The sequence below is a fragment of the Streptomyces sp. P9-2 genome, assembly GCF_051903975.1.
Classification (GTDB): domain Bacteria; phylum Actinomycetota; class Actinomycetes; order Streptomycetales; family Streptomycetaceae; genus Streptomyces; species Streptomyces cellulosae.
This window is the reverse complement of the sequence record NZ_CP192634.1, coordinates 274,524-295,062: the sequence shown is the minus strand read 5'-3', so window position 1 is coordinate 295,062 and position 20,539 is coordinate 274,524. Positions and strand designations below refer to the sequence as shown.

16 protein-coding genes and 3 pseudogenes are annotated in these 20,539 nt (G+C 71.9%); 9 read left to right on the top strand and 10 right to left on the bottom strand.

Annotation, left to right across the window (positions count from 1 at the left end; all coding sequences use genetic code 11):
* Window positions 1-65: 65 nt before the first annotated feature.
* The 7 genes from ACQY0Z_RS33995 to ACQY0Z_RS33965 form a co-directional block, all read right to left on the bottom strand.
* A complete protein-coding gene (locus tag ACQY0Z_RS33995; RefSeq protein WP_189900009.1) occupies window positions 66-521 on the bottom strand; it encodes a hypothetical protein in 456 nt (151 codons plus the stop codon).
* A 348-nt stretch (window positions 522-869) separates the two neighbouring features.
* Complete coding sequence (locus ACQY0Z_RS33990; protein WP_189900011.1) at window positions 870-1,904, bottom strand: ABC transporter permease; 1,035 nt, start codon at window positions 1,902-1,904, stop codon at window positions 870-872.
* Window positions 1,901-2,863, bottom strand: coding sequence for an ABC transporter permease (locus ACQY0Z_RS33985; protein ID WP_189900013.1), 963 nt, complete (start codon window positions 2,861-2,863; stop codon window positions 1,901-1,903). Before ACQY0Z_RS33985 ends, ACQY0Z_RS33990 begins: the two co-directional genes overlap by 4 nt.
* Window positions 2,856-4,415 (bottom strand): sugar ABC transporter ATP-binding protein, encoded by a 1,560-nt coding sequence (locus ACQY0Z_RS33980; protein ID WP_439813490.1) that lies wholly within the window; start codon window positions 4,413-4,415, stop codon window positions 2,856-2,858. The genes ACQY0Z_RS33985 and ACQY0Z_RS33980 overlap by 8 nt, the downstream gene beginning before the upstream one ends.
* A 72-nt stretch (window positions 4,416-4,487) precedes the next feature.
* Window positions 4,488-5,582 carry a substrate-binding domain-containing protein gene (locus ACQY0Z_RS33975; protein ID WP_189900017.1) on the bottom strand — a complete coding sequence of 365 codons (1,095 nt, stop codon included), beginning with the start codon at window positions 5,580-5,582 and terminating at the stop codon, window positions 4,488-4,490.
* 275 nt (window positions 5,583-5,857) lie between these two features.
* Window positions 5,858-6,874, bottom strand: coding sequence for a LacI family DNA-binding transcriptional regulator (locus tag ACQY0Z_RS33970; RefSeq protein ID WP_381728733.1), 1,017 nt, complete (start codon window positions 6,872-6,874; stop codon window positions 5,858-5,860).
* A gap of 242 nt (window positions 6,875-7,116) precedes the next feature.
* A complete protein-coding gene (locus tag ACQY0Z_RS33965; RefSeq protein WP_189900021.1) occupies window positions 7,117-8,130 on the bottom strand; it encodes a LacI family DNA-binding transcriptional regulator in 1,014 nt (337 codons plus the stop codon).
* 193 nt (window positions 8,131-8,323) lie between these two features.
* Here ACQY0Z_RS33965 and ACQY0Z_RS33960 point away from each other — a divergent pair.
* From ACQY0Z_RS33960 to ACQY0Z_RS33945, 4 genes and pseudogenes are all read left to right on the top strand, one after another.
* Window positions 8,324-10,150, top strand: a pseudogene (locus ACQY0Z_RS33960) (glycoside hydrolase family 2 protein).
* A gap of 126 nt (window positions 10,151-10,276) precedes the next feature.
* Window positions 10,277-11,644 (top strand): extracellular solute-binding protein, encoded by a 1,368-nt coding sequence (locus ACQY0Z_RS33955; protein ID WP_439813489.1) that lies wholly within the window; start codon window positions 10,277-10,279, stop codon window positions 11,642-11,644.
* Between the two features lie 21 nt (window positions 11,645-11,665).
* Window positions 11,666-12,622 (top strand): carbohydrate ABC transporter permease, encoded by a 957-nt coding sequence (locus ACQY0Z_RS33950; RefSeq protein ID WP_439813488.1) that lies wholly within the window; start codon window positions 11,666-11,668, stop codon window positions 12,620-12,622.
* Between the two features lies 1 nt (window position 12,623).
* A complete protein-coding gene (locus ACQY0Z_RS33945) occupies window positions 12,624-13,559 on the top strand; it encodes a carbohydrate ABC transporter permease (RefSeq protein ID WP_189900027.1) in 936 nt (311 codons plus the stop codon).
* 73 nt (window positions 13,560-13,632) lie between these two features.
* On the opposite strand, the gene ACQY0Z_RS33940 is transcribed toward ACQY0Z_RS33945, so the two are convergent.
* Window positions 13,633-15,195 carry an MFS transporter gene (locus tag ACQY0Z_RS33940; RefSeq protein ID WP_381729575.1) on the bottom strand — a complete coding sequence of 521 codons (1,563 nt, stop codon included), beginning with the start codon at window positions 15,193-15,195 and terminating at the stop codon, window positions 13,633-13,635.
* Between the two features lie 165 nt (window positions 15,196-15,360).
* Window positions 15,361-16,023, bottom strand: coding sequence for a TetR family transcriptional regulator (locus tag ACQY0Z_RS33935; RefSeq protein ID WP_189900031.1), 663 nt, complete (start codon window positions 16,021-16,023; stop codon window positions 15,361-15,363).
* 125 nt (window positions 16,024-16,148) lie between these two features.
* Between ACQY0Z_RS33935 and ACQY0Z_RS33930 the strand changes: the two genes are divergently transcribed.
* The 3 genes and pseudogenes from ACQY0Z_RS33930 (at window position 16,149) to ACQY0Z_RS33920 (ending at window position 18,785) form a co-directional block, all read left to right on the top strand.
* Window positions 16,149-17,345, top strand: a complete 1,197-nt coding sequence (locus ACQY0Z_RS33930; protein ID WP_189900033.1) for an MFS transporter — start codon at window positions 16,149-16,151, stop codon at window positions 17,343-17,345.
* A 136-nt stretch (window positions 17,346-17,481) separates the two neighbouring features.
* Window positions 17,482-18,480, top strand: a complete 999-nt coding sequence (locus tag ACQY0Z_RS33925) for a pirin family protein (RefSeq protein WP_381729568.1) — start codon at window positions 17,482-17,484, stop codon at window positions 18,478-18,480.
* Window positions 18,481-18,493: 13 nt separating this feature from the next.
* Window positions 18,494-18,785, top strand: a pseudogene (locus ACQY0Z_RS33920) (hypothetical protein).
* Window positions 18,786-18,802: 17 nt separating this feature from the next.
* Here ACQY0Z_RS33920 and ACQY0Z_RS33915 read toward each other — a convergent pair.
* Complete coding sequence (locus ACQY0Z_RS33915; RefSeq protein ID WP_439813487.1) at window positions 18,803-19,240, bottom strand: hypothetical protein; 438 nt, start codon at window positions 19,238-19,240, stop codon at window positions 18,803-18,805.
* A 106-nt stretch (window positions 19,241-19,346) separates the two neighbouring features.
* On the opposite strand from ACQY0Z_RS33915, the gene ACQY0Z_RS33910 reads away from it, so the two are divergent.
* The gene (locus ACQY0Z_RS33910; protein WP_439813486.1) at window positions 19,347-19,979 is read left to right on the top strand and encodes a LysE family translocator; all 633 of its coding nucleotides are present in this window, start codon (window positions 19,347-19,349) and stop codon (window positions 19,977-19,979) included.
* 24 nt (window positions 19,980-20,003) lie between these two features.
* Window positions 20,004-20,502: pseudogene (locus tag ACQY0Z_RS33905) on the top strand (MerR family transcriptional regulator); the annotation flags it as partial.
* Window positions 20,503-20,539 lie beyond the last annotated feature (37 nt).

Here is a 20,539-nt window from a genome sequence, read left to right as displayed (position 1 = left end):
CACGCGGAATCCGTCGAGAACCCCTGCGTTCGCTCCCTGTACGAGCGGCCCTCGCGGGGGGACGGTCAGAAGCTCCAGCTGTAGAGGCCGCCGCCCGTATGCGCCGCGGATGCTGCGAGGCGGGCAACGCCCTGCAAGACCGCAAGGAGATCATCGTCGGTCATGTCGTCACCGTCCTCGGACCGGAGCCGCGTGATCCAGCGGTCTGCGAGCTCTTCGAGTTCGGCGGGACTCGCCGTGCCGAGCGCCCGGGTCAGGCGCTTCGGCAGGGCGAGCACCTCAACGCCGTCGTTCAAGGGGGCGGTGACCCACTCCGGCCACGGCCGCCACGCATGGAGCTGCTCAAGCGGCGGGGGCTCGGCCGAAGGCGCCTCGAAGTACATGTCCCACTCGGCGATGGCACTGTCCGGCTCGATGAAGTGGCAGGTCACAGACTCCAAGCCCTTGCCGGGTCCGTTCAGGCGTGTCGAGGCGGCCGTCTCGTCGTCAGGGGCGAGGAAGAACACGATGTCGTGGGCCATTCGAGCATGATGGCAGCCTGCGGCAGATGAGGCGCCGAGTCGGTCCCAGCCGTCCGACCGGCGGGCCGCCTCGGCTGCGTATGCGGTCCTGACGGTCCCGGCGGCCCAGGGCCCGGAGGCTGCGGGACTGATGCCGGGCAGACGCTGAAGGACTGCGGACCGAATCTGTGCGCAGACGCCGTCGCGACCCGCGACGGCGCGGGTGCGTCCGCCGCAGCGTCACTCCTCGCGCGGTGAGGACGGGAGACGCGCGCGTGCGGAAGGCGGCCGGCCGCGCGAGGAGCGTGACCGGCCGCCGTACCGGACGCGGTGACGGGAGCCTAGGCGTCCCGTCACCGCGTCCGGGGTCTACATCAGTTGCCGTCGGCGGCCCAGCCACGTCTGGGCGACGACCACCACGGCGAGGAAGGCGCCGCTGACGACCTGCTGGTAGGAGGAGTCCAGGGAGCCGATCTGGTTGATGACGTTCTGGATCACCTTCAGCAGCAGCACCCCGACCAGCGACCCGCTGACGTAGCCGAGCCCGCCGGTGAGCAGGGTGCCGCCGATGACCACGGCGGAGATCGCCTCCAGCTCCATGCCGTTGCCGAGGATGGTCACCCCGGAGGCGAGCCACGCGGCGTTCAGCGCGCCGGCGAGACCGGCCAGCACCCCGGACAGCGTGTAGACGAGGATCTTGGTGCGGGCCACGGGCGCGCCCATCAGCGCCGCCGCGTCCTCGTTGCCGCCGACCGCGTACACGTGCTGGCCGAACCGGGTGCGCCGCAGCACGACCGCCCCGGCGACGAACAGCGCCAGCATGATCCACACGGGGTTGCCCAGGCCGAGCGTGGTGCCCTGCCCCAGCTCGGCGAGGAACGAGCCCTTGCCGATCAGGTAGGTGTTCGCGCCCTCGTCGGTGATCGCCAGCATCAGACCCCGGGCGCCCAGCATGGCCGCCAGGGTGACGATGAACGGCGCGAGCCGCGACCGGGCCACCAGCAGCCCGTTGACCACGCCGACCGCCCCGCACACCACCAGCGGGAGCAACAGCGCCACCAGCGTCCCGTGCCGGGACCCCCAGGCGGCCAGCACCCCGCCGAGCGCGAACAGCGAGCCCACCGACAGGTCGATGCCGCCGGTGATGATCACGAACGTCATGCCGAGCGCGACGATCGCGAGGAACGCCGAACTCGTCGCCATGTTGCTGACGTTGTCGCCGGTCGCGAACGAGTCGAAGCTGAACGTCGCCACCAGCGAGACGATGACGAGCACCGCGAGCGCGCCGTGCTGCTGCACCAGGGCGCTCAGCCGTTCCGACCGCGCCGACCCCACGGGCTCCGCGCCCGCCGCCCGCTTGCCCTCGTCCACGCTCACCGGCGCCTGCGTCTTCGTGACGGTCATCGCTTCCCCCGTCCCCGCGCCGCGTAGACCGCGGCCACGATCACTACGGCCTGCGCGATCTGCGTCCACGACGGCGGCAGATCGTGCTTGATGAGGGTGGCGGTGAGCAGCTGGATGAGGACCGCGCCCGCCACCGTCCCGGCGATGTTCACCCGGCCGCCGGTGAGCGGCGTGCCGCCGACCACGACGGCGGTGATGGCGGACAGCTCCATCAGATTGCCCAGCGACGTCGGGTCGCTGGCCTGCAGCCGTGCCGTGGCGAGCACGCCCGCCACGGCGGCGAGCAGCGCGGACACCACGTACACCACGATCAGCACGCGGCGCACCGGCAGGCCGGCGAGCTGCGCGGCGGGACGGCTGTCGCCGATGGCGAGCAGCTGCCGTCCGAAGGTGGTGCGGCGCACCGTGAACGCCACCAGCAGCGCCAGCACGGCCGCGATCAGGATCAGGTACGGGATGCCCAGCACGTCACCCGAACCGAGCGACGCCAGTTGCGGGTTGCGGAGGTCCTTCAGCTGCGGCAGCAGCACCAGGGCCAGGCCCCGCCCGCCCACCATGAGGGCGAGGGTCGCCACGATGGGCTGCACCCCGACCAGTGCCACCAGCGCCCCGTTGGCGAGGCCCGCCCCGGCGGCGAACAGCGCCACGACGAGCAGCGCCGGCACCAGTCCGTAGCCCAGGTAGAGCGCGGTCACCGAGGCCGCGAGCGCCATCACGGCGCCCACCGACAGGTCGACGCCCTCGGTGCCGATGACCAGGGCCATGCCCAGCGCGACGATGATGACGGGCGCCACCTGCACGGCCTGGGTGCGGAAGTTCTCCGCGGACAGGAAGTGCGGGGTGATCACGATGTTGACGACCAGCAGGAGTGCCACACCGGCGTACACGCCGTACCTCTGCAGCCACTGCAGGGCGCGCGCCCTGTCCAGGGGGACGGTCTTCAGAGCGGCTTCAGCCATCGGTGGCCGCCTCCCCGCCCGCGTCCCGTGCCGGGGCCTCCCCGGCGATGGTCCGCATCAGCTTGTCCTCGGTGACCTCGTCGCCGGTCAGCTCGCCGACGACGGCACCGTCCTTCAGTACGACCACGCGGTCGGACCCTTCGATCAGTTCCTCCAGGTCGGAGGAGATGAGCAGGACGCCCAGGCCGTCCGCGGCCAGTTCGTCCACGAGCTTCTGCACCTCGGCCTTGGCGCCGACGTCGATGCCCCGGGTGGGCTCGTCGAGCAGCAGCACCTTCGGGTTCATCGCCAGCCAGCGGGCGAGCAGCACCTTCTGCTGGTTGCCGCCGGACAGTTCGCCGACCTTCTGCTGGGGTGAGGACGCCTTGATGCGCAGCCGCTCGATAAACGTGTTCACGATGGAGTCGACACGCGCCTCGGACACCAGCCCGAAGCGGGAGAGGCGGGGGAGGACGGCCAGCGAGATGTTCTCCCGGACCGACAGGCCGGGCACGATCCCCTCGCTCTTGCGGTCCTCCGGCAGCAGACTCACGCCCGCGCGGATGGCGGCCGGCGTGGAACCCCCGCGCAGGGGCGCCCCCGCCACCACCACGCGGCCCGAACTCAACGGCAGCGCACCGGAGATGGCCTTCGCCGTCTCGGTGCGCCCGGACCCGAGCAGCCCGCCGAGCCCGACCACCTCGCCCGGCCGGATGCTGACCGACACCCCGTGCAGCTGGTGGGGGACCGTCAGGTCCGTGGCCTCCAGCACCGGGCGGGTGTCCGTGGCGTGGTGCTCGCCGGTGAACTTCGTCAGTCCCTCCGACCGCACCTCGCCCAGCTCGCGGCCCAGCATGGTGGACACCAGGGACAGCCGGTCCAGGTCGGCCAGCTTGCCGTGGTGGACGCGGCGGCCGTCCCGCAGCACGGTCACCGTGTCGCACACCGCGTACAGCTCGTCCAGGCGGTGGCTGACGTAGACGACGGCGATGCCCTCGTCGCGCAGCCGGCGGATGACCGAGAACAGCGTCTCGACCTCCCGCGGTTCGAGCGACGACGTCGGCTCGTCCATGATGACGATCCGCGCCTCGCTCGCCACCGCCCGCGCCAGCGCGACCATCTGCTGCGCGCCCACACCGAGACTGCGCAGCGGCCGCCGTACGTCGACACGGACGCCGTAGCCGCGCAGGGTCTCCTCGGCTTCGCGGTGCATACGGGCGAAGTCCAGCAGACCGAAACGGTTCCGCGGCTCACGGCCCAGGAACAGGTTCCGGGCCACGCTGAGCAGCGGGATGAGGTTGACCTCTTGGTAGATCGTCGAGATGCCGGCCTTCTGCGCCTCCAGCGGGGTGGCGAAGGAGACCGGACAGCCCTGGAAAACGATGTCACCGGCGTCGGGCCGGTACACCCCGGTGAGGAGCTTGATGAGTGTCGACTTGCCGGCGCCGTTCTCGCCGATCAGGGCGTGGACCTCACCGGCGTGCAGGGTCAGGTCCACGTCGTCCAGGGCCCGGACGCCGGGGAACGTCTTGCTCAGTCCGCGGACGGCGAGGACTTCGGCGGGGGGAGCCACCTGTGCCTCCAGGATGGGAAAGGGTGACGGACGGACAGGGGGCCCGGCGTGACGCGGGCCCCCGCGACGGGATCAGTAGGCCTTGCCGAGGTCCTGCTCGGCGTTGCCGTCGTCGTAGGCGCCGTCCTGGATGATGATGTCCTGCGCGACGTCCTTGCCCTGCGTGAAGTCGTCCAGCGTCTGGAACGCCAGCGGGCCGAACCGCGGGTTGGACTCGATGACACCGCTGATCCAGCCGTCCACGACGCCCTGGACGGCGTTGCGGGTGCCGTCCACCGTGACGATCTTGACGTCGCCGGCCTTCTTGCCCGCGCCCTTCAGCGCGGCGACCGCGCCCAGGCCCATCTCGTCGTTCTCCGCGTAGATGCCCTTGATGCCGGGCTTCGACTGGATGAGCTGCTCGGTGACCTGCTGGCCCTTCTCACGGGTGAAGTCACCGGTCTGCTCGAACACCACCTTCAGGTCCGGGGCCTTCTCGGCGATCCGCTCCTTGAAGCCCTTGGTGCGCTCGGTGGTGACGTTGTTGCCCGCCGAGCCCAGCAGGATCGCGACCTCGCCCTTGCCGCCGGTCGCCTCGATCATCTGGTCGGCGGCGCGACGGCCCTGTTCGACGAAGTCCGAGGCGATGAAGGACACGTAGTCCTTGCAGGCGGTGGCGTTGATCTTCCGGTCGATGGTGACGATCGGGACCTTCTTGGCCGCGGCGGCCTGGAGGACGGGGTCCCAGCCGTCGGAGTTCAGCGGGGCGATCACCAGCAGGTCGGCGCCCTTGGCGAGCAGGTCCTGGACGTCGCTGATCTGCTTGGAGAACTGCGACTGGGCGTTGGCCGTCAGCAGTTTGACGCCTCTCCTGGCGGCCTCGTCCTTGATGGACTGCGTCTCGGCGATACGGAAGGGGTTGGCCTCCTTCTCCGACTGGGAGAAGCCGACCGTGGCGTCCTTCAGATCGATCTTCTTGCCGCCGTAGGCGTCGATGGCGCAGGTCTTGCTGCCCGGCTTCGGCTCGGCCACCTTCTGGCCGGCGTCGGCGGCGGCCGTGGACTTCTTGCCGTCCGCCGCGTCGTCCTCCGACTTGGCGCAGGACGTCGCGGTGAGGGCCACGGCGGCGGCCAAGGCCACGAGCACGGGACGGGCGAGGAGAAGGGAACGGTGAGTGGTGCGCTGCATGGTGACCCCGATCCGGGTGACGCTGAAAGGGAACTGGGGAGCCCGAAGGACGCGCATGGTGGAGCTGCTCCCCCTGTGCACAACGGCGTCCGGTGCGCCGCCAAGGAGGTTTTACATCGTTGGAAGGAGGCTGTAAACCCCTCGCGCACAAGGTGGGGCAGGGGGTGCCTCGAAGGGGGTCACGGGCGCGCGGAAGCGCGCGCTCGCGGTAAGCGCGTACTGTGACGGCACCTCAAGTGGCGCGGCCGGACATCCGAGTTGAGGCGGTGCGGACGTCAGGGCGCGCCCGGACGTCCCAACGTGCTCTCCCGCTGGACCAGTTGGTAGTCCGCCCAGATCCGGCGCGGCTCCGGGGCGTCGTTGCCCAGGCGGGCCAGGACCGATTCCACCGCCAGGCGGCCGATCGCGGCCTTGTCCGGGGAGATCGAGGTGAGGGTCACCGCGCCGAAGCGGCCCTCGATCACGTCGTCGAAGCCGACCACCGCGATGTCCTCGGGGACCCGCAGCCCTCGCTCGTGCAGCACCCGCATCGCGCCGATCGCCATCGGGTCGTTGTACGCGAACACCGCGTCCGGCCGCCGGCCGCTGTCCAGGATGTGCCGCATCGCCCGCGCCCCGTCGGCGTGCCCCCAGCCGTCGACCGCCGCGACCAGCCCCTCGTCCGCCGGCAGCCCCGCCGTCGTCAGCTCCTCGCGCCAGCCGCGCACACGGAGCTGCGCCGGCTCGCTGCGGTCGCGCCGCGCGCCGATGAACGCCACTTCGCGGCGCCCCAGTTCGATCAGATGCCGCACGGCGTCACGCGCGGCGGCGACGTTGTCGATCGCGATGTGGTCGTACGGCAGGTCGTAGTCCCGCTCGCCGAGCAGCACGAGCGGCACGTCCTGGTCGCGGTCGCGCAGATCCTCCGCCTCCAGCTCGATGGGGCTGAGGATCAGTCCGTCGATGACGCGGGCCCGGAAGCCCTGGCTCACCAGCAGCTCCTGGTCGCGCGAGCCGCCGGTGTGGTCGAGCAGCACGATGTAGTCGTGCTGGGAGGCCGCGTCGATGACGGACGCGGTCAGCTCGGCGAAGTACGGGTTGCCGAGCTCGGGCAGCGCGAGCGCGATGATGCCCGTACGGCCCTTGCGCAGGTGCCGCGCCGCGAGATTCGGCTGGTAGCCGAGCGCGTCGATGGACCGCTGGACCCGCTCGCGCATGGCAGGTGTGACGTGCTGGTAGTTGTTCACCACGTTCGAGACGGTCTTGATGGAGACCCCCGCGTGCGCGGCGACGTCCTTGAGGCTGACCCGCACGGCAATCCCTTCGTGAGCGGCCCGACCCGGTAGGCGGGTGCGGATGGCGGTGCCGTCACCGCGAGAGTCGTGTGCCAGGCCGCCGGGCTCAAGTTTTACAACGTTATACACGCCGTGACCGGACGATGACAAGGCTCCGGACGGGGGTCCGGAGGCGGGTTCCGTGACGTCCTGAAACTCGCCCGTGAGTCTTGTGCCCCTCGCCCTCCGCGCCTTCCGGCACCCGCAGGCCGGCCCCGCGCCTACCCGCCCGAACTCTCCCGTACCACCAGCCGGTGCCCCGCCGTCTCGTCCACCGCCGGACCCCCGTCGCCGTCCGCCTCTATCCGGTCCAGCAGCAGCCGGACCGCCCGTCGTGCGATGCCCGGCTTGTCGGGGGCGACCGAGGTGATCGTCGGGATGCTGTACCGCGTGGCCTCGATGTCGTCGAAGCCGACCACGTCCACGTCCCGCGGCACCGACCAGCCGTCCTCGTGCAGCGCGCGTACGGCACCGAGCGCCAGGTGGTCGTTGAGGCACAGCAGCGCGTCCGGGTGCTCCGGGAGCCGCATCAGGCCGCGCGCGGCGGCGGCGCCGTCGGCCCAGCGGAACGCCGGCACCGGCAGGACCAGCTCCTCGGACACGGCCAGGCCCGCCTCGGTCAGCGCCTGTTCGTATCCGACGGTGCGCAGCCGGCCGGTGTTCAGCCCGCCGCGCAGATCACCGCCGACCACCGCGATGCGCCGCCGCCCCCGCGCCAGCAGATGCGCGGTCGCCTCGCGGGCCGCGGCCACGTTGTCGATGGCGACGTGGTCCGCGCTGCCGGGCAGGTTGCACTCGCCGAGCAGCACCAGCGGAAGCCGGGTGTCCCGGTCCTGGAGGTCGCGCGGCTGAAGGGCGAGCGGCGACAGGATGACCCCGTCCGTGAACTGCGCGTCGAAGCCCTGCACGGCGGCGAGTTCCTTCTCCCGCCGCCCGCCGGTCTCCAGCAGCAGCGTGGTGCGGCCCCGTCGCTCCGCCTCGGCCATGACGTGCTTGGCCAGCTCCGCGAAGTAGGCGATGTCCAGCTCCGGCACGGCCAGCGCGACCACCCCCGTACGGCCCCGGCGCAACTGGCGGCCCGCGATGTTCACCCGGTAGCCGAGGGCGTCGATCGCCTCCCGCACCGCGGTACGGGTCCGCTCGGAGACGTGCTCGTAGTCGTTGAGGACGTTGGACACCGTCTTCGCCGAGACGCCCGCGTACTCCGCGACGTCCTTGATCCTGGGCCTGCCCATGCTTCCCTTCTCGCCCTCCTGCCGCCTCCCGGATCGTAACGGCCGCCCCCGCGGGCGGAACCGCCGACGGCGGGGGAGTCTCGGAGAGCCGCGCCGAAAACTTTTCGCCACTCCCATTTACATCGATGTAATCGTATGGTCGCATGGCCCCAGTCCGCAGCGCACCCGCGCACCAGCAGTGATGAGGAGCAGTATGAGCACGGCCCTGCCCCCGGACGTCCCGCGTCCCGAGTACCCCCGGCCCCAGTTCGTCCGCGAGGCGTGGCTGAACCTGAACGGCCGCTGGCAGTTCGAGACTGACCGCGGCGACAGCGGACTGGAACGGGGCCTGCGCGACCGCGACCTCGCCGGGGAGATCGTCGTGCCCTTCTGCCCGGAGTCCGAGCTGTCCGGGATCGGCGACACCGACTTCATGGAGGCCGTCTGGTACCGCCGCACGGTCACCGTCCCGGCCGAGTGGGCCGGCCACGACGTCCTGCTCCACTTCGGCGCCGTCGACCACGACGCCACCGTGTGGGTCAACGGCACCGAAGTCGCCCGCCACCGCGGCGGGTTCACCCCCTTCACCGCCGAGCTGCGCGGCGTCGCCGGCCCCGGCGACGAGGCCGTGATCGTGGTCCGCGCCCGCGACTCCCGGCACGGCCCGCAGGCCCGCGGCAAGCAGGCCACCTGGTACGCCAACTCGCACTGCCACTACACCCGCACCACCGGCATCTGGCAGACGGTGTGGATGGAGCCCGTCCCCGCCGCCGCCCGCCTCAAGCGCCCCCGCATCACCCCCGACCTCGGCTCGGGCTCCTTCCACCTCGACCTCCCGGTCACCGGCAACCTGCCCGGCCACCGTGTGCGCGCCGTGCTCGGCGACGCCGAGGGCGAGGTGGTGACCGCCACGGCCCGCGCCGACCTCGACCTGTGCCCCCGCCTGGTGCTGACCGTCCCCGAGGACCGGCTGCGCACCTGATCGCCGGCCGACCCGCACCTGTACGACCTGCGCCTCCAGCTCCTCGACGCCGAGGGCGCCATGGTCGACGAGGCCACCTCCTACGCGGGCCTGCGCTCGGTCGCCCTGCACGGCAAGCGTGTGCTCATCAACGGCGAACCGGTGTTCCAGCGCCTGGTCCTCGACCAGGGCTACTACCCGGACGGCCTGATGACCGCCCCCACCGACGCCGACCTGGTCCGCGACATCGAACTCGGCCTGCGCGCCGGCTTCAACGGCGCCCGCCTCCACCAGAAGGTGTTCGAGGAGCGCTACCTCTACCACGCCGACCGGCTCGGCTACCTGGTGTGGGGCGAGTTCGGCGACTGGGGCTGCGAGACCGGCGTACGCGACGACAACCAGCGCCCCGACGCCAGCTACGTCGCCCAGTGGCTCGAGGCCCTCGAGCGCGACCACTCCCACCCGTCGATCGTCGGCTGGTGCCCCCTCAACGAGACGTACCAGCATCTGCACGACCGCATCACCCAGCTCGACGACGTCACCCGGGCGATGTTCCTCGCCACCAAGCAGGCCGACCCCAGCCGCCCCGTCGTCGACGCCTCCGGCTACGCCCACCGCGTCCTGGAGACCGACGTCTACGACTCGCACTGCTACGAGCAGGACCCGGAGGCGTTCGCCAGGACCATGGCGGGACTCGCCGAGGACCGCCCGTACGTCAACACCGGCCCCGACGGCCGCCCCTGGTCGCTGCCCTACCGCGGACAGCCGTACTTCTGCAGCGAGTTCGGCGGCATCTGGTGGGACGCCGAGGCCGCCGCCACCGCCGCGGGCGACGAGACCGGGTCGTCCTGGGGCTACGGCGAACGCCCGCGCACCGTCGAGGAGTTCATCACGCGCTTCACCGGGCTGGTGGACGTCCTGCTCGACGACCCCGACATGTTCGGCTACTGCTACACCCAGCTCACCGACGTCTTCCAGGAGCGCAACGGCGTCTACGGCTTCGACCGCTCCGACAAGTTCGACACCGCCGTGCTGGCCCGCGTCCAGCAGCGGCCGGCCGCCTCCGAGAGCGCCGGCTGACACCGGCCCGCCCGGCCGCGGGGTCAACTCCCGTCGCCCCGCGCCCCGTACCACCCCGCACCGCACCGTCCGCCGGCCGCGGCGTCCGCCGGTGATGTACATCGATGGAAAAAGAAAGGTAGCGTCATGGCCGACCTGCCAGGCCCACGGGCCGCCTCACCCCGGCCGGGGGACCACCGCGCCGCACCGTCGAGGCGCGGCGTGCTCCGCGCCTCCCTGGCCTCCGCCGCCGCCCTCCTGGGCGGCGGCGCCCTGGCCGGCTGCGGCGCCGCCGCGGCCTCGGACCCGGACACCGTGCGCATGTGGGATCTGTTCAGCGGCGCCGACGGCGCCCTGCTGGACGAGCTGATCGACATCGCGGCCCCGGACATGCCCGGCACCGACGTCGACCGCACCGTCCTCGAATGGGGCACCCCGTACTACACCAAGCTCGCCATGGCCTCGGCCGGCGGACGTGGACCGGACGTCGCCGTCTGCCACATGTCACGCCTGGCCGGCTACGCCCCGCTCGGCCTGCTCGACCCCTGGGACACCGGCCTGCTGGCCGAATTCGGCGTCCGTGAGGCCGACTTCGCCGACGCGGTGTGGCAGCGCACCCGGTACCGCGACCAGACGTACGCCGTGCCGCTGGACACCCACCCGTTCATCGTCTTCTTCCACCCCGAACCCGCCCGCAAGGCCGGCCTGCTGACCCGCGACGGCGGCCTCGACCTCGACGCCTTCTCCAGCCCCGCCCGCTTCCTCGAGGCCGGCCGCGAACTGGCACGCGCCACCGGGAAACAGGGCATCGCCTTCGGTTACGTCAACGACACCGCCCAGTGCTGGCGGTTGTTCTACGGCCTCTACCGGCAGACCGGCAACGACTTCGACCTGCCGGTGGGCGGCACCGTCACCGCCGACACCGACGCCATGGCGGAGGTCATCTCCTTCATGACCAAGCTCGTCGGCGACCGCGCGAACCCGCACCGCCTCGACTACCCGGCCGCCCTCGCCAGCTTCACCAACGGGCAGACCGGCATGATCCTCTCCGGCGAGTGGGAACTCGGCACCTTCCGCGCCGCCGACCCGGACCTCGGCGCCGCTTCCTTCCCCACGGTGTTCGGCACGCCCGCCGTCTACGCCGACGCCCACTCCTTCGTCCTGCCGCGCCGCCCCGACCCCGACGAGGCGCACCGCAGGCGCACCCACCAGGCGGTCGCCGCCGTCCTCAAGGCCGGCCAGACCTGGGCGAAGGCCGGCCACATCCCCGCGTACCAGCCGGTGACCCGCACCCGCGCGTACGCGCGCCTGGAACCCCAGGCCCGGTACGTCACGGCCGCCGACCACGTCGTCCTCGACCCGCCCGTGTGGTTCGCCGGGGCCGGCTCCGACTTCCAGAACGCCATGTCGCAGGTGCTCCAGCAGGCGCTGCTGGACGGGCTGGCGCCGGACCGCGCCGCCCGCGCCATGGTCGACCGCATCAACACCGCCCTGTCCCAGCCCAGTCCGGCCTGACCGCCGCGAAGGAGGCAGCAGATGTCCACCCCACTCGCAGCGCCGGGCCGGGCGCCCGCCGGCGACAGGGCCACGAGCGCCACCGGCGACAAGGCCACGGGCCCCCTCGCGACCGTGCGCCGGCTCGTCCCGCCGGGCCTGCTCTTCGCCCTGCCGTTCCTCGTCCTGTTCGCCCTCTTCATGGTGTGGCCGCTGGTCCACGGCGCGTGGATGAGTCTCACCGACACCTCGCTCTCCGCGCACGACCCGTCGTTCGTCGGACTCGACAACTACGCGGAGGCCCTCGGCGACGCCGACATGTGGCAGGCGGTCGGCAACACCGTCTGGTTCACCGCCGTCTCCACCGTGCCCCTCGTCGCCGTCGCCCTCGCGATGGCGCTGCTGGTGCACACAGGGCTGCCCGGCCAGTGGGTGTGGCGGCTCGCGTTCTTCGCCCCCTACCTGCTGCCCGTCGGCGTCATCGGCCTGCTGTGGGGCTGGTTCTACCAGCCGGACCTCGGCCTCTACAACCATCTGCTCCAGGCCGCCGGCCTCGACGGGTTCGCCTGGCTGAGCGACAAGGACGTCGCCCTCCACGCCATCGTCGTCGCCACCCTGTGGTGGACGGTCGGCTTCAACTTCCTGCTGTTCCTGGCCGCCCTCCAGGCCGTCCCCGACCACCTCTACGAGGCGGCGGCGCTCGACGGGGCGGGCGCCTGGCGGCGGCTGTGGCACGTCACCCTGCCCCAGTTGCGCCGTATCACCGGCGTGGTCACGGTGCTCCAGATCCTCGCCTCGCTGAAGGTGTTCGACCAGGTGTACCTGCTGACCAAGGGCGGCCCCGACGGCGCCACCCGCCCCGTCGTCGAGTACCTCTACGACGTCGGCTTCACCGGCTACCGGCTCGGCTACGCCTCCGCCATCAGCTACGTCTTCTTCGCCCTCGTCGTCCTCGTCTCCGCCGTGCAGTTCGCGGCCTTCCGCCGCAGGGAGAAGTGACATGACCTTCGCAGACCTCCGGACACGGCCCGCGCGCCCCACGGTCTCCCCGCTCCCGGCCGCCCGCCGCGCCCGGCGGGGCGCGCAGCGGGGCCCGAACCTCACCCTCGGCCCGACCCGCACGGCCCGCGCGCTGGGCCTGGCCGCCCTCGCCGTGCTGGCCGTGATCTGGCTGCTGCCGATGGCGTGGGCGGTGCTCACGGCGTTCAAGTCCGAGCAGGACGCCAGCGACCCGGTGCACTGGATCTGGCCGCAGGCCGGCTTCACCCTCGACGGGTTCCGCACCGTGATCGAACGCGGCGACCTGCCGCTGTGGATGTGGAACAGCTTCTTCGTCTCCGCGGCCGTCACCCTCGTCACGGTCGCCGTGTCGGCGGCGGCGGGCTACGCCTTCTCCCGCACCGTGTTCCGCGGCCGTCGCGTCCTGTTCGCGCTCACCATCGCGTCGGTGCTGGTGCCGCCGCAGATGCTGATCGTGCCGTGGTTCCAGCAGATGCTGACGCTGAACCTGGTCGACACCTACGCGGCGGTGATCCTGCCGCAGACGGTCGCCCCGGTGATGGTGTTCATCCTGAAGAAGCACTTCGACACCATCCCGCGCGAACTGGAGGAGGCCGCCCGCCTCGACGGCGCCGGCCACGCGCGGATCTTCTGGTCGGTGATGATGCCGCTGTCGCGTCCCATGCTCGCCGCGGTGTCGATCTTCGTGTTCATCGGCGCGTGGAACAACTTCCTGTGGCCGTTCGTGTCCACCTCCGACCCGGCCCTGATGACCCTGCCGGTCGGCATCACCGCCGTGAAGGACGCCTACGGCGTCAACTATGCCCAGACGATGGCGTCCTCGGTGCTGGCCGCGCTGCCGCTGGTGCTGGTGTTCGTCTTCTTCCAGCGCCACATCGTGAAGTCGGTGGCGACGACGGGTCTGGGAGGTCAGTAGGCCCCCTAGCCAGGAAGACGAGCGCCCCGCGGCCGTACAGGCCGCGGGGCGCTCGTTCTTCGCGCTGAAGGGGTCAGCTCCCGACGACGGTCCTGTCCGTCTCCGTCGCGGCGCCCGCCTCCTCTGCGAGGCGCTCCATGCCGCTGGTCGTCTTCAGCGGCTTCTCCTTGATGAACACCACGGTGAGCAGCGCCAGCAGCGCGCACGGCGTGGCGATGAGGAACAGGTCGGCGGTGGCGACGCCGTAGGCGTGCTCGACGATCTGCCGCACCGGCTCCGGCAGGGTGCTCATGTCGGGAACGCTGCTCTCACCGCCGCCGTCGCCGCCGGAGGGGATGCCCGCGGCGTCCAGCCCCTTGGTCATCTCGGACGCGACCCGGTTGGCCAGGATGGCGCCCAGGACGCTGGTGCCGATGGTGCCGCCCATGCTGCGGAAGAAGGACAGCACGGAGGTCGCGGCGCCCAGCTCGCTCGCCGGGACGTCGTTCTGCGCGGCCAGCACCAGGTTCTGCATCAGCATGCCGACGCCGATGCCGAGCACCGCCATGTAGACGCTGAGCAGGGTGAAGGAGGTGTCCGCGTCGATGGTGGACAGCAGGCCGAGGCCGACGGTCATGATCACCGCGCCCGCCACCAGGTAACGCTTCCACACACCGGTCTTGGAGATGACCTGGCCGGCGACGGTCGACGAGACCAGCAGACCGAGGATCATCGGCAGGCTCATCAGACCGGCCACGGTGGGCGACTTGCCGAGGGACACCTGGAAGTACTGCGAGAGGAACACCGTGCCGCCGAACATGGCGACACCGACCAGCAGGCTGGCGACGGTGGTGAGGGTGACGGTGCGGTTGCGGAAGATGTTCAGCGGGATGACCGGCTCGGCGGTCCGCGCCTCCACGAACACCGCGGCGACCAGCAGCAGCACACCGGCGCCGGTGAGCGCGGCGGTCTGCCAGGAGGCCCAGTCGAACTCGTTGCCCGCCAGGGTCACCCAGATCAGCAGGGCGCAGACGCCCGCCACGATCAGGAAGGCGCCCAGGAAGTCGATCTTCGCCTCGCGGCGGCCCACCGCCGGGAGGCGCAGGGTGCGCTGGAGCAGCGCGATCGCGAGCAGCGCGAACGGCACGCCGATGAAGAAGCACCAGCGCCAGCCCAGCCACGAGGTGTCCACCAGCACACCGCCGACCAGCGGTCCGGCGACGGTGCCGATGGCGAACACGGCGCCGAAGATGCCGGCGTACTTGCCGAGCCGGCGGGGCGGGATGATCGCCGCCATGACGACCTGCGCGAGCGCGGTCAGACCGCCCGCGCCGATGCCCTGCACGACGCGGCTGAAGATGAGCAGTTCGACGCCGTGGGAGAAGCCCGCGAGGAGCGAGCCCACGACGAACATGCCCAGTGACAGCTGGAGCAGCAGCTTCTTGTCGAACAGGTCGGACAGCTTGCCCCAGAGCGGCACGGTCGCCGTCATGGCCAGCAGTTCCGCGGTGACGACCCAGGTGTAGGACGACTGGCTCGCCCCCAGGTCGGCGATGATCGTCGGCAGCGCGTTGGCCACGACGGTGCCCGCCAGGATCGCCACGAACATGCCGGCCATCAGCCCGGACATGGCCTGGAGTATCTGCCGGTTGGTCATGGCGGTGGGCGGCGCCGCGTCGGGCGCCTGTGTTGCGGTCACGGTCGTCTCTCTCACGGATCGGTGGAACAAGCGGGATCACGCCCCGGAAGGGGCGGAAGCGGTGGGGGAGGGGAGGAGGCCGGTGTGCTGTGGGGTCTTCCGGCGCGCAGAGCGGGCCGGCGCCTACCGGGCCGGGGCCGGCAGTCCGGCGGCGAGCAGGTCGAACACCTCGCGGAACACGTCGGCGTACGACACCTCGTCGGCCCGTTCGCACCAGTGCTGCACGCTCACCCGCACCGCCGTGCCGGCGACCGCGGCGAGCAGCCGCGGGTACAGACCGGGGGTGGCGCGGTCGGCGTCGCTTTCGGACGGCACGGAGCCGTCCCCGGCGCGGATCCGCCGGGCGATCGCCTCGGCGAGCCCCGACTCGTCGGCCATCTGCGCGCCGAGGTTCCGCACCAGCAGATGAGGTGCGGACCGCAGCACACGGGCGTGCAGACTCCACAGCTCGTGCTGCCGCTCCGCCTCCCGCAGCTCGGCGGCGAGCGCCTCGCGCAGCGCCTCCAGCGGCGGAAGCCCGGGCGGTGCGGCGAGGAACGCCTGCCGTACGCGCTCGCTGGCGTCCGAGTCGACCACGACGAAGGCGTCGTCGCGCGAGTCGAAGTAGTTGAAGAAGGTCCGCACGGACACACCGGCCGCGGCGCTGATCGCCTCGACCGTCACCTGGTCCGCCCCGTGCTCGGCGGCCAGCCGCACCGCCGCCTCCGCGAGCGCGGCGCGTGTGGCGCGCTTCTTGCGCTCACGCAGCCCGCCGCCCACGGCGTCCTTCCCCGTCATGACGTGCATGCTATGCAAAAATGCACGACATGCAAAATTACGTTCGAGTGATCACGCCGGCGCCTGCTCACGGGCGCTCACGCCGTTGGCGTACGGAGGCGCGCGCCCGGCCCTCGCACGGCTAGCGTCGGGGCATGACCGGTGACCGGCTCGGATGGCGCGTGTGTCTGCTCGGCGGCGCCGTGTTCGCGGTGTGCATGACCGGCACCACGCTGCCGACCCCGCTGTACCCCCTCTACCAGCAGAAGTTCGGCTTCTCCGAGCTGACGGTCACCGTCGTGTACGCGGTGTACGCCTTCGCGGTCATCGGCGTCCTGCTGCTCGCGGGCAACGCCTCCGACGCCGTCGGCAGACGCCCCGTCCTGCTGGGGGGCCTGGTCTGCGCGGCCGCGAGCGCGGTCTGCTTCCTGCTGGCCACCGGCATCGCCTGGCTGTACGCCGGACGGCTTCTGTCAGGTCTGTCGGCAGGCCTGTTCACCGGAGCCGCGACAGCCTACGTCATGGAGTCGGCCCCGCCCGGGCGGGCCTCCCGCGCCACGTTCGTCGCCACGGCGGTCAACATGGGCGGCCTCGGCTGCGGTCCGCTGCTCGCCGGAATCCTGGCGGAGTACGCCCCCTGGCCCCTCTACCTCCCCTACGCCGTCCACCTGACCCTGGTCGCCTGCTCGGTGGCGGTGCTGCTGTGGCTGCCGGAGACCGTACGTGACCTGCGCCCGCTGCGCACCGTACGGCCGCAGCGCCCCGGCGTGCCGCCGCACGTGCGGGCGGTGTTCGGGCCGGCGGCGACGGCCGCGTTCGTGGGCTTCGCCCTGTTCGGGGTGTTCACCTCCGTCAGTCCCGCGTTCCTCGCGCAGTACCTGGACGTGACCGACCACGCGGTGAGCGGTGCGGTCGTCGCGACGGCGTTCTTCGCGTCGATCGCCGGACAGACGGCGGTCGGCCGCGTGGGGGTGGGCCGGTCCCTCCCGCTGGGCTGCGCCGGGCTGCTCGCGGGCCTCGCCCTGCTGGCGGGCGCCCTGCACTGGGACACGCTGGCGCTGGTCGTGCCGAGCGCGCTCGTCGGCGGTGTGGGGCAGGGGCTGGCGTTCCGCGGGGCGCTGACCGCGGTGGGCAGGGCATCCCCGCCGGACCGGCGGGCGGCGGTGATCTCGTCGCTGTTCGTCGTGGCGTACGCGGGCATCTCGGTCCCGGTCATCGGGGTGGGCCTGCTGACAGAACCGCTGGGCCTGGAGAGCGCGGGCCTTGTCTTCATCGCCTGCATGGCGGCGATGGTGGTGACGGCGGCGGGCTATCTGCTGCGCAGACCGGTACCGGCGGAGGCCGGGGCGTGATGGGCGGGGGCGTTTTCGGCCCGGGAGGCCCTTCGGCGCGCACGGCGGCGTCCGGCGTCCTATAGTCGTCGGTGCGGAGAATGTTGAATATCGAACTTCCTTGAAGGTCGAACGTCCTCGGTGGGAGGCACCCGGCATGAGCAACACGGAGACACGACCGGCGGAGATGAGGTGCGGCGGCGAGACCGAGGCGGACCGCCCGGCCGAGGTCGAGGTCCTCACGGCCCGTGACGTGCCGCTCGGCGGCCCGCGCGCCATGCGGGTACGGCGCACCCTGCCGCAGCGCGCCCGGTCACTCGTCGGCGCCTGGTGCTTCGCCGACCACTACGGTCCCGACGACGTCGCCGGCACCGGCGGCATGCACGTCCCCCCGCATCCGCACACGGGTCTGCAGACGGTGAGCTGGCTGTTCAGCGGGGAGATCGAGCACCGCGACAGCCTCGGCAGCCACGCCTACGTCCGCCCCGGCGAACTGAACCTGATGACCGGCGGTCACGGCATCGCCCACTCGGAGGTCTCGACGCCGGACACGACGATTCTGCACGGCGTGCAGCTGTGGGTGGCGCTGCCGGACCAACACCGCGGCACGGAACGCGACTTCCAGCACCACGTCCCGCACCCGGTCACCCTGAACGGCGGCGAGGCCCGCGTCTTCCTCGGCACGCTCGCGGGCGCGACGTCACCGGTCCGCACCTTCACCCCGCTGCTGGGCGCGGAACTCACCGTGTCCCCTGGCGCACGGCTGGTGCTGGACGTCGACCCCGCCTTCGAACACGGAGTGCTCGTCGACACGGGGGACGTCCTCGTCGAGGACACCCCGGTGGAACGGGCCGCCCTCGCCTACACGGCCCCGGGCCGCACCTGCCTCACCCTCACCAACCGTGGCACGGCCCCGGCCCGTCTGATCCTCCTCGGCGGCCCGCCCTTCGACGAGGAGATCATCATGTGGTGGAACTTCATCGGCCGCACGCACGAGGAGATCGTCCGGGCGCGGGGTGACTGGATGACGGAGACGGGCACGGGGACGGGGGACCGTTTCGGCGAGGTACGGGGCTACGACGGGGACCCGCTGCCGGCCCCGGAACTGCCGAACGCGCCGCTGCGGCCGCGGGGAAGGCCTGCGCCGAGGGCGTGAGAGCATCCGTCGTATGAGCGGCGACCTTGAAGTGAGTGCCCTGGCGATCAACGTCACGATCCCGGAGTCGCTCCGCTGGACGGACACACGGCGCGGCCAGGAGTTCCAGCTCACCAACTCTCAACGTCCGCCTCCTCCCGGACGGTCACCTCGCCGTGAAGGCGTACGGCCGCCCGGTCGCCGGCGGCCGGGGCGCGTACGTCTCGTTCCCGGTCCCGGACGACCCGGCGCTGGCGTCGCTGGTCGCGGAAGCGGCCACTCGCGCCGGCGCGCTGTGGGCCGCCCACCGAGGGCTCGGGGGCTGAGTGGGCCGGCCGGTGCGTCAGCCGGATCCGAGGAGGTCGGCGAGACCGACGGCGGGGCGGCCGAGCAGGGCGGTCAGCGCGAGCCGCTGATGCTCCGTCAGGGGGTTGGTGAAGACGACGGCGTCGGCGTCGGTCCGGTCGGCGGCGTGGGCCACCTCGCGGACCTTCCCCTGCCTCAGCAGCGTCCGGGACGAGAAGGGCAAGCTCATCTTCCGCGCCCCGCCGTCGGAGACGCCTCGCCGCTGCACGATCCGCGCGACGACACGTGCGCCGTCCGCTGCGAGTCGCGCGGCCCCCTCCGCCATGACCGTCTCGTAGTCCTTCTGCTTGCCGGAGAAGAAACCGACGAGGACCACGTCGGCGCCTTCGAAGGGGAGTTGGTACGACGCGTGTCGGGCCGGCTCGGCCGTCCCACGGCGGGACGACCGCCGGCCGCGTCTTCGGGGCTGGTGCATGAGAGGCAGGGTAGGGGGCAGTCGGCCTGCGGGCCTACGGAGTTTCTGTCTTCGTCGGTCCGACGCGGGTACTGGATGCCAAGGCTTCCAACGGAGAGGCGGGCGCATGTCGGTCGACCTGCTCGGGTTCCTCGGGGTGGTGCTCGTGGCCTATGTGGTGCCGGGGCCCGACTTTCTGGTGGTGGTCAGATCGGCCGCCGAGCACCCTGCGAAGGGGCGGGCGGCGGCGCTCGGTGCGCAGAGCGGGCTGTGCGTGCACATGGTGGCCGCGGCCGTGGGGTTGTCCGTGCTGGCCGCCCGTTCTCCGGTGGTCTACGACGCGGTCACGCTCATGGGCGCGGCCTACCTGGTCCACCTGGGAGTCCGCGCAGTGCTCGCCGCTCGGCGGGCGGCGCGGCAGCAGCGCGGTGGGCGCGGCGTGAGGGTGGGCGCGTCCCGCGCCCGGTGGCGGTCGTGCTTCGCCCAGGGGTTCCTCACGAACGTGCTGAACCCCAAGGCGGCCCTCTTCTTCCTCAGCGTCCTGCCGCAGTTCGTCCACGGCGACGGCTCCCCGACACGGCAGATCTTCCTCCTCGGCGTCCTGGACGTGCTGGTCGGCGTCGCGTACTGGTTCGCGCTGGTCACCGTCGCGTCCCGACTGCGCGTCCTGCTCGTGCGCCCGAGGTTCCGCCACCGTTGGGAGCTGACAACCGGGTGGTTGTTCATCGGCATCGGTGTCGGCGCCGCCGTCGCGACATGACGGCGCCCTTGACCCTCACGTGGCGTGAGGCCGCACCCTCGGGGGGGGGAGAAGCACTGGACCGTAGGACGCGTCGCCGAGTTGGCCGGGGTGAGTGTCCGTACGTTGCATCACTACGACGACATCGGTCTCGTCCGGCCGTCGGGTCGTACCGCGGCCGGGTACCGCGCGTACTCGGCGGGCGACGTCGAGCGGCTGCGAGAGGTGCTCGCGTACCGGCGGCTGGGCTTCGGGCTGCGGGAGATCGCGGAGCTGGTGGGGGGACCTCGGCGCCGACGCCGTCGCTCATCTGCGCCGTCTGCGCAAGTTGTTGCTGGAGCGGCGTGAGCGCGTCGACGTGACGGTCGCCGCCATCGACAGGGAACTCGAGGCGCGGGCGCAGGGGCTGACGGTGACGCCGGAGGAGCAACTGGGTCTGCTGGGCGCGCGGTTGTACGACGCGATCGGTGGCGCCTACACCGCGACGCGGCGTACGGATCCGCGGATCGCCGCGCGGATCTGGGACGCCCTCGGTGACGCGCGGCCGGGGGAGGTCTACCGCCCCTGAAGCCCGATCCGTG

What these genes read in the sequence shown, in the direction of transcription:
- ACQY0Z_RS33995 (WP_189900009.1), bottom strand. Translation starts at nt 521, where the DNA reads ATGGCCCACGACATCGTGTTCTTCCTCGCCCCTGACGACGAGACGGCC.
- ACQY0Z_RS33990 (WP_189900011.1), bottom strand. Translation starts at nt 1,904, where the DNA reads ATGACCGTCACGAAGACGCAGGCGCCGGTGAGCGTGGACGAGGGCAAG.
- ACQY0Z_RS33985 (WP_189900013.1), bottom strand. Translation starts at nt 2,863, where the DNA reads ATGGCTGAAGCCGCTCTGAAGACCGTCCCCCTGGACAGGGCGCGCGCC.
- ACQY0Z_RS33975 (WP_189900017.1), bottom strand. Translation starts at nt 5,582, where the DNA reads ATGCAGCGCACCACTCACCGTTCCCTTCTCCTCGCCCGTCCCGTGCTC.
- ACQY0Z_RS33965 (WP_189900021.1), bottom strand. Translation starts at nt 8,130, where the DNA reads ATGGGCAGGCCCAGGATCAAGGACGTCGCGGAGTACGCGGGCGTCTCG.
- ACQY0Z_RS33955 (WP_439813489.1), top strand. Translation starts at nt 10,277, where the DNA reads ATGGCCGACCTGCCAGGCCCACGGGCCGCCTCACCCCGGCCGGGGGAC.
- ACQY0Z_RS33950 (WP_439813488.1), top strand. Translation starts at nt 11,666, where the DNA reads ATGTCCACCCCACTCGCAGCGCCGGGCCGGGCGCCCGCCGGCGACAGG.
- ACQY0Z_RS33945 (WP_189900027.1), top strand. Translation starts at nt 12,624, where the DNA reads ATGACCTTCGCAGACCTCCGGACACGGCCCGCGCGCCCCACGGTCTCC.
- ACQY0Z_RS33940 (WP_381729575.1), bottom strand. Translation starts at nt 15,195, where the DNA reads ATGACCAACCGGCAGATACTCCAGGCCATGTCCGGGCTGATGGCCGGC.
- ACQY0Z_RS33935 (WP_189900031.1), bottom strand. Translation starts at nt 16,023, where the DNA reads ATGCACGTCATGACGGGGAAGGACGCCGTGGGCGGCGGGCTGCGTGAG.
- ACQY0Z_RS33930 (WP_189900033.1), top strand. Translation starts at nt 16,149, where the DNA reads ATGACCGGTGACCGGCTCGGATGGCGCGTGTGTCTGCTCGGCGGCGCC.
- ACQY0Z_RS33925 (WP_381729568.1), top strand. Translation starts at nt 17,482, where the DNA reads ATGAGCAACACGGAGACACGACCGGCGGAGATGAGGTGCGGCGGCGAG.
- ACQY0Z_RS33915 (WP_439813487.1), bottom strand. Translation starts at nt 19,240, where the DNA reads ATGCACCAGCCCCGAAGACGCGGCCGGCGGTCGTCCCGCCGTGGGACG.
- ACQY0Z_RS33910 (WP_439813486.1), top strand. Translation starts at nt 19,347, where the DNA reads ATGTCGGTCGACCTGCTCGGGTTCCTCGGGGTGGTGCTCGTGGCCTAT.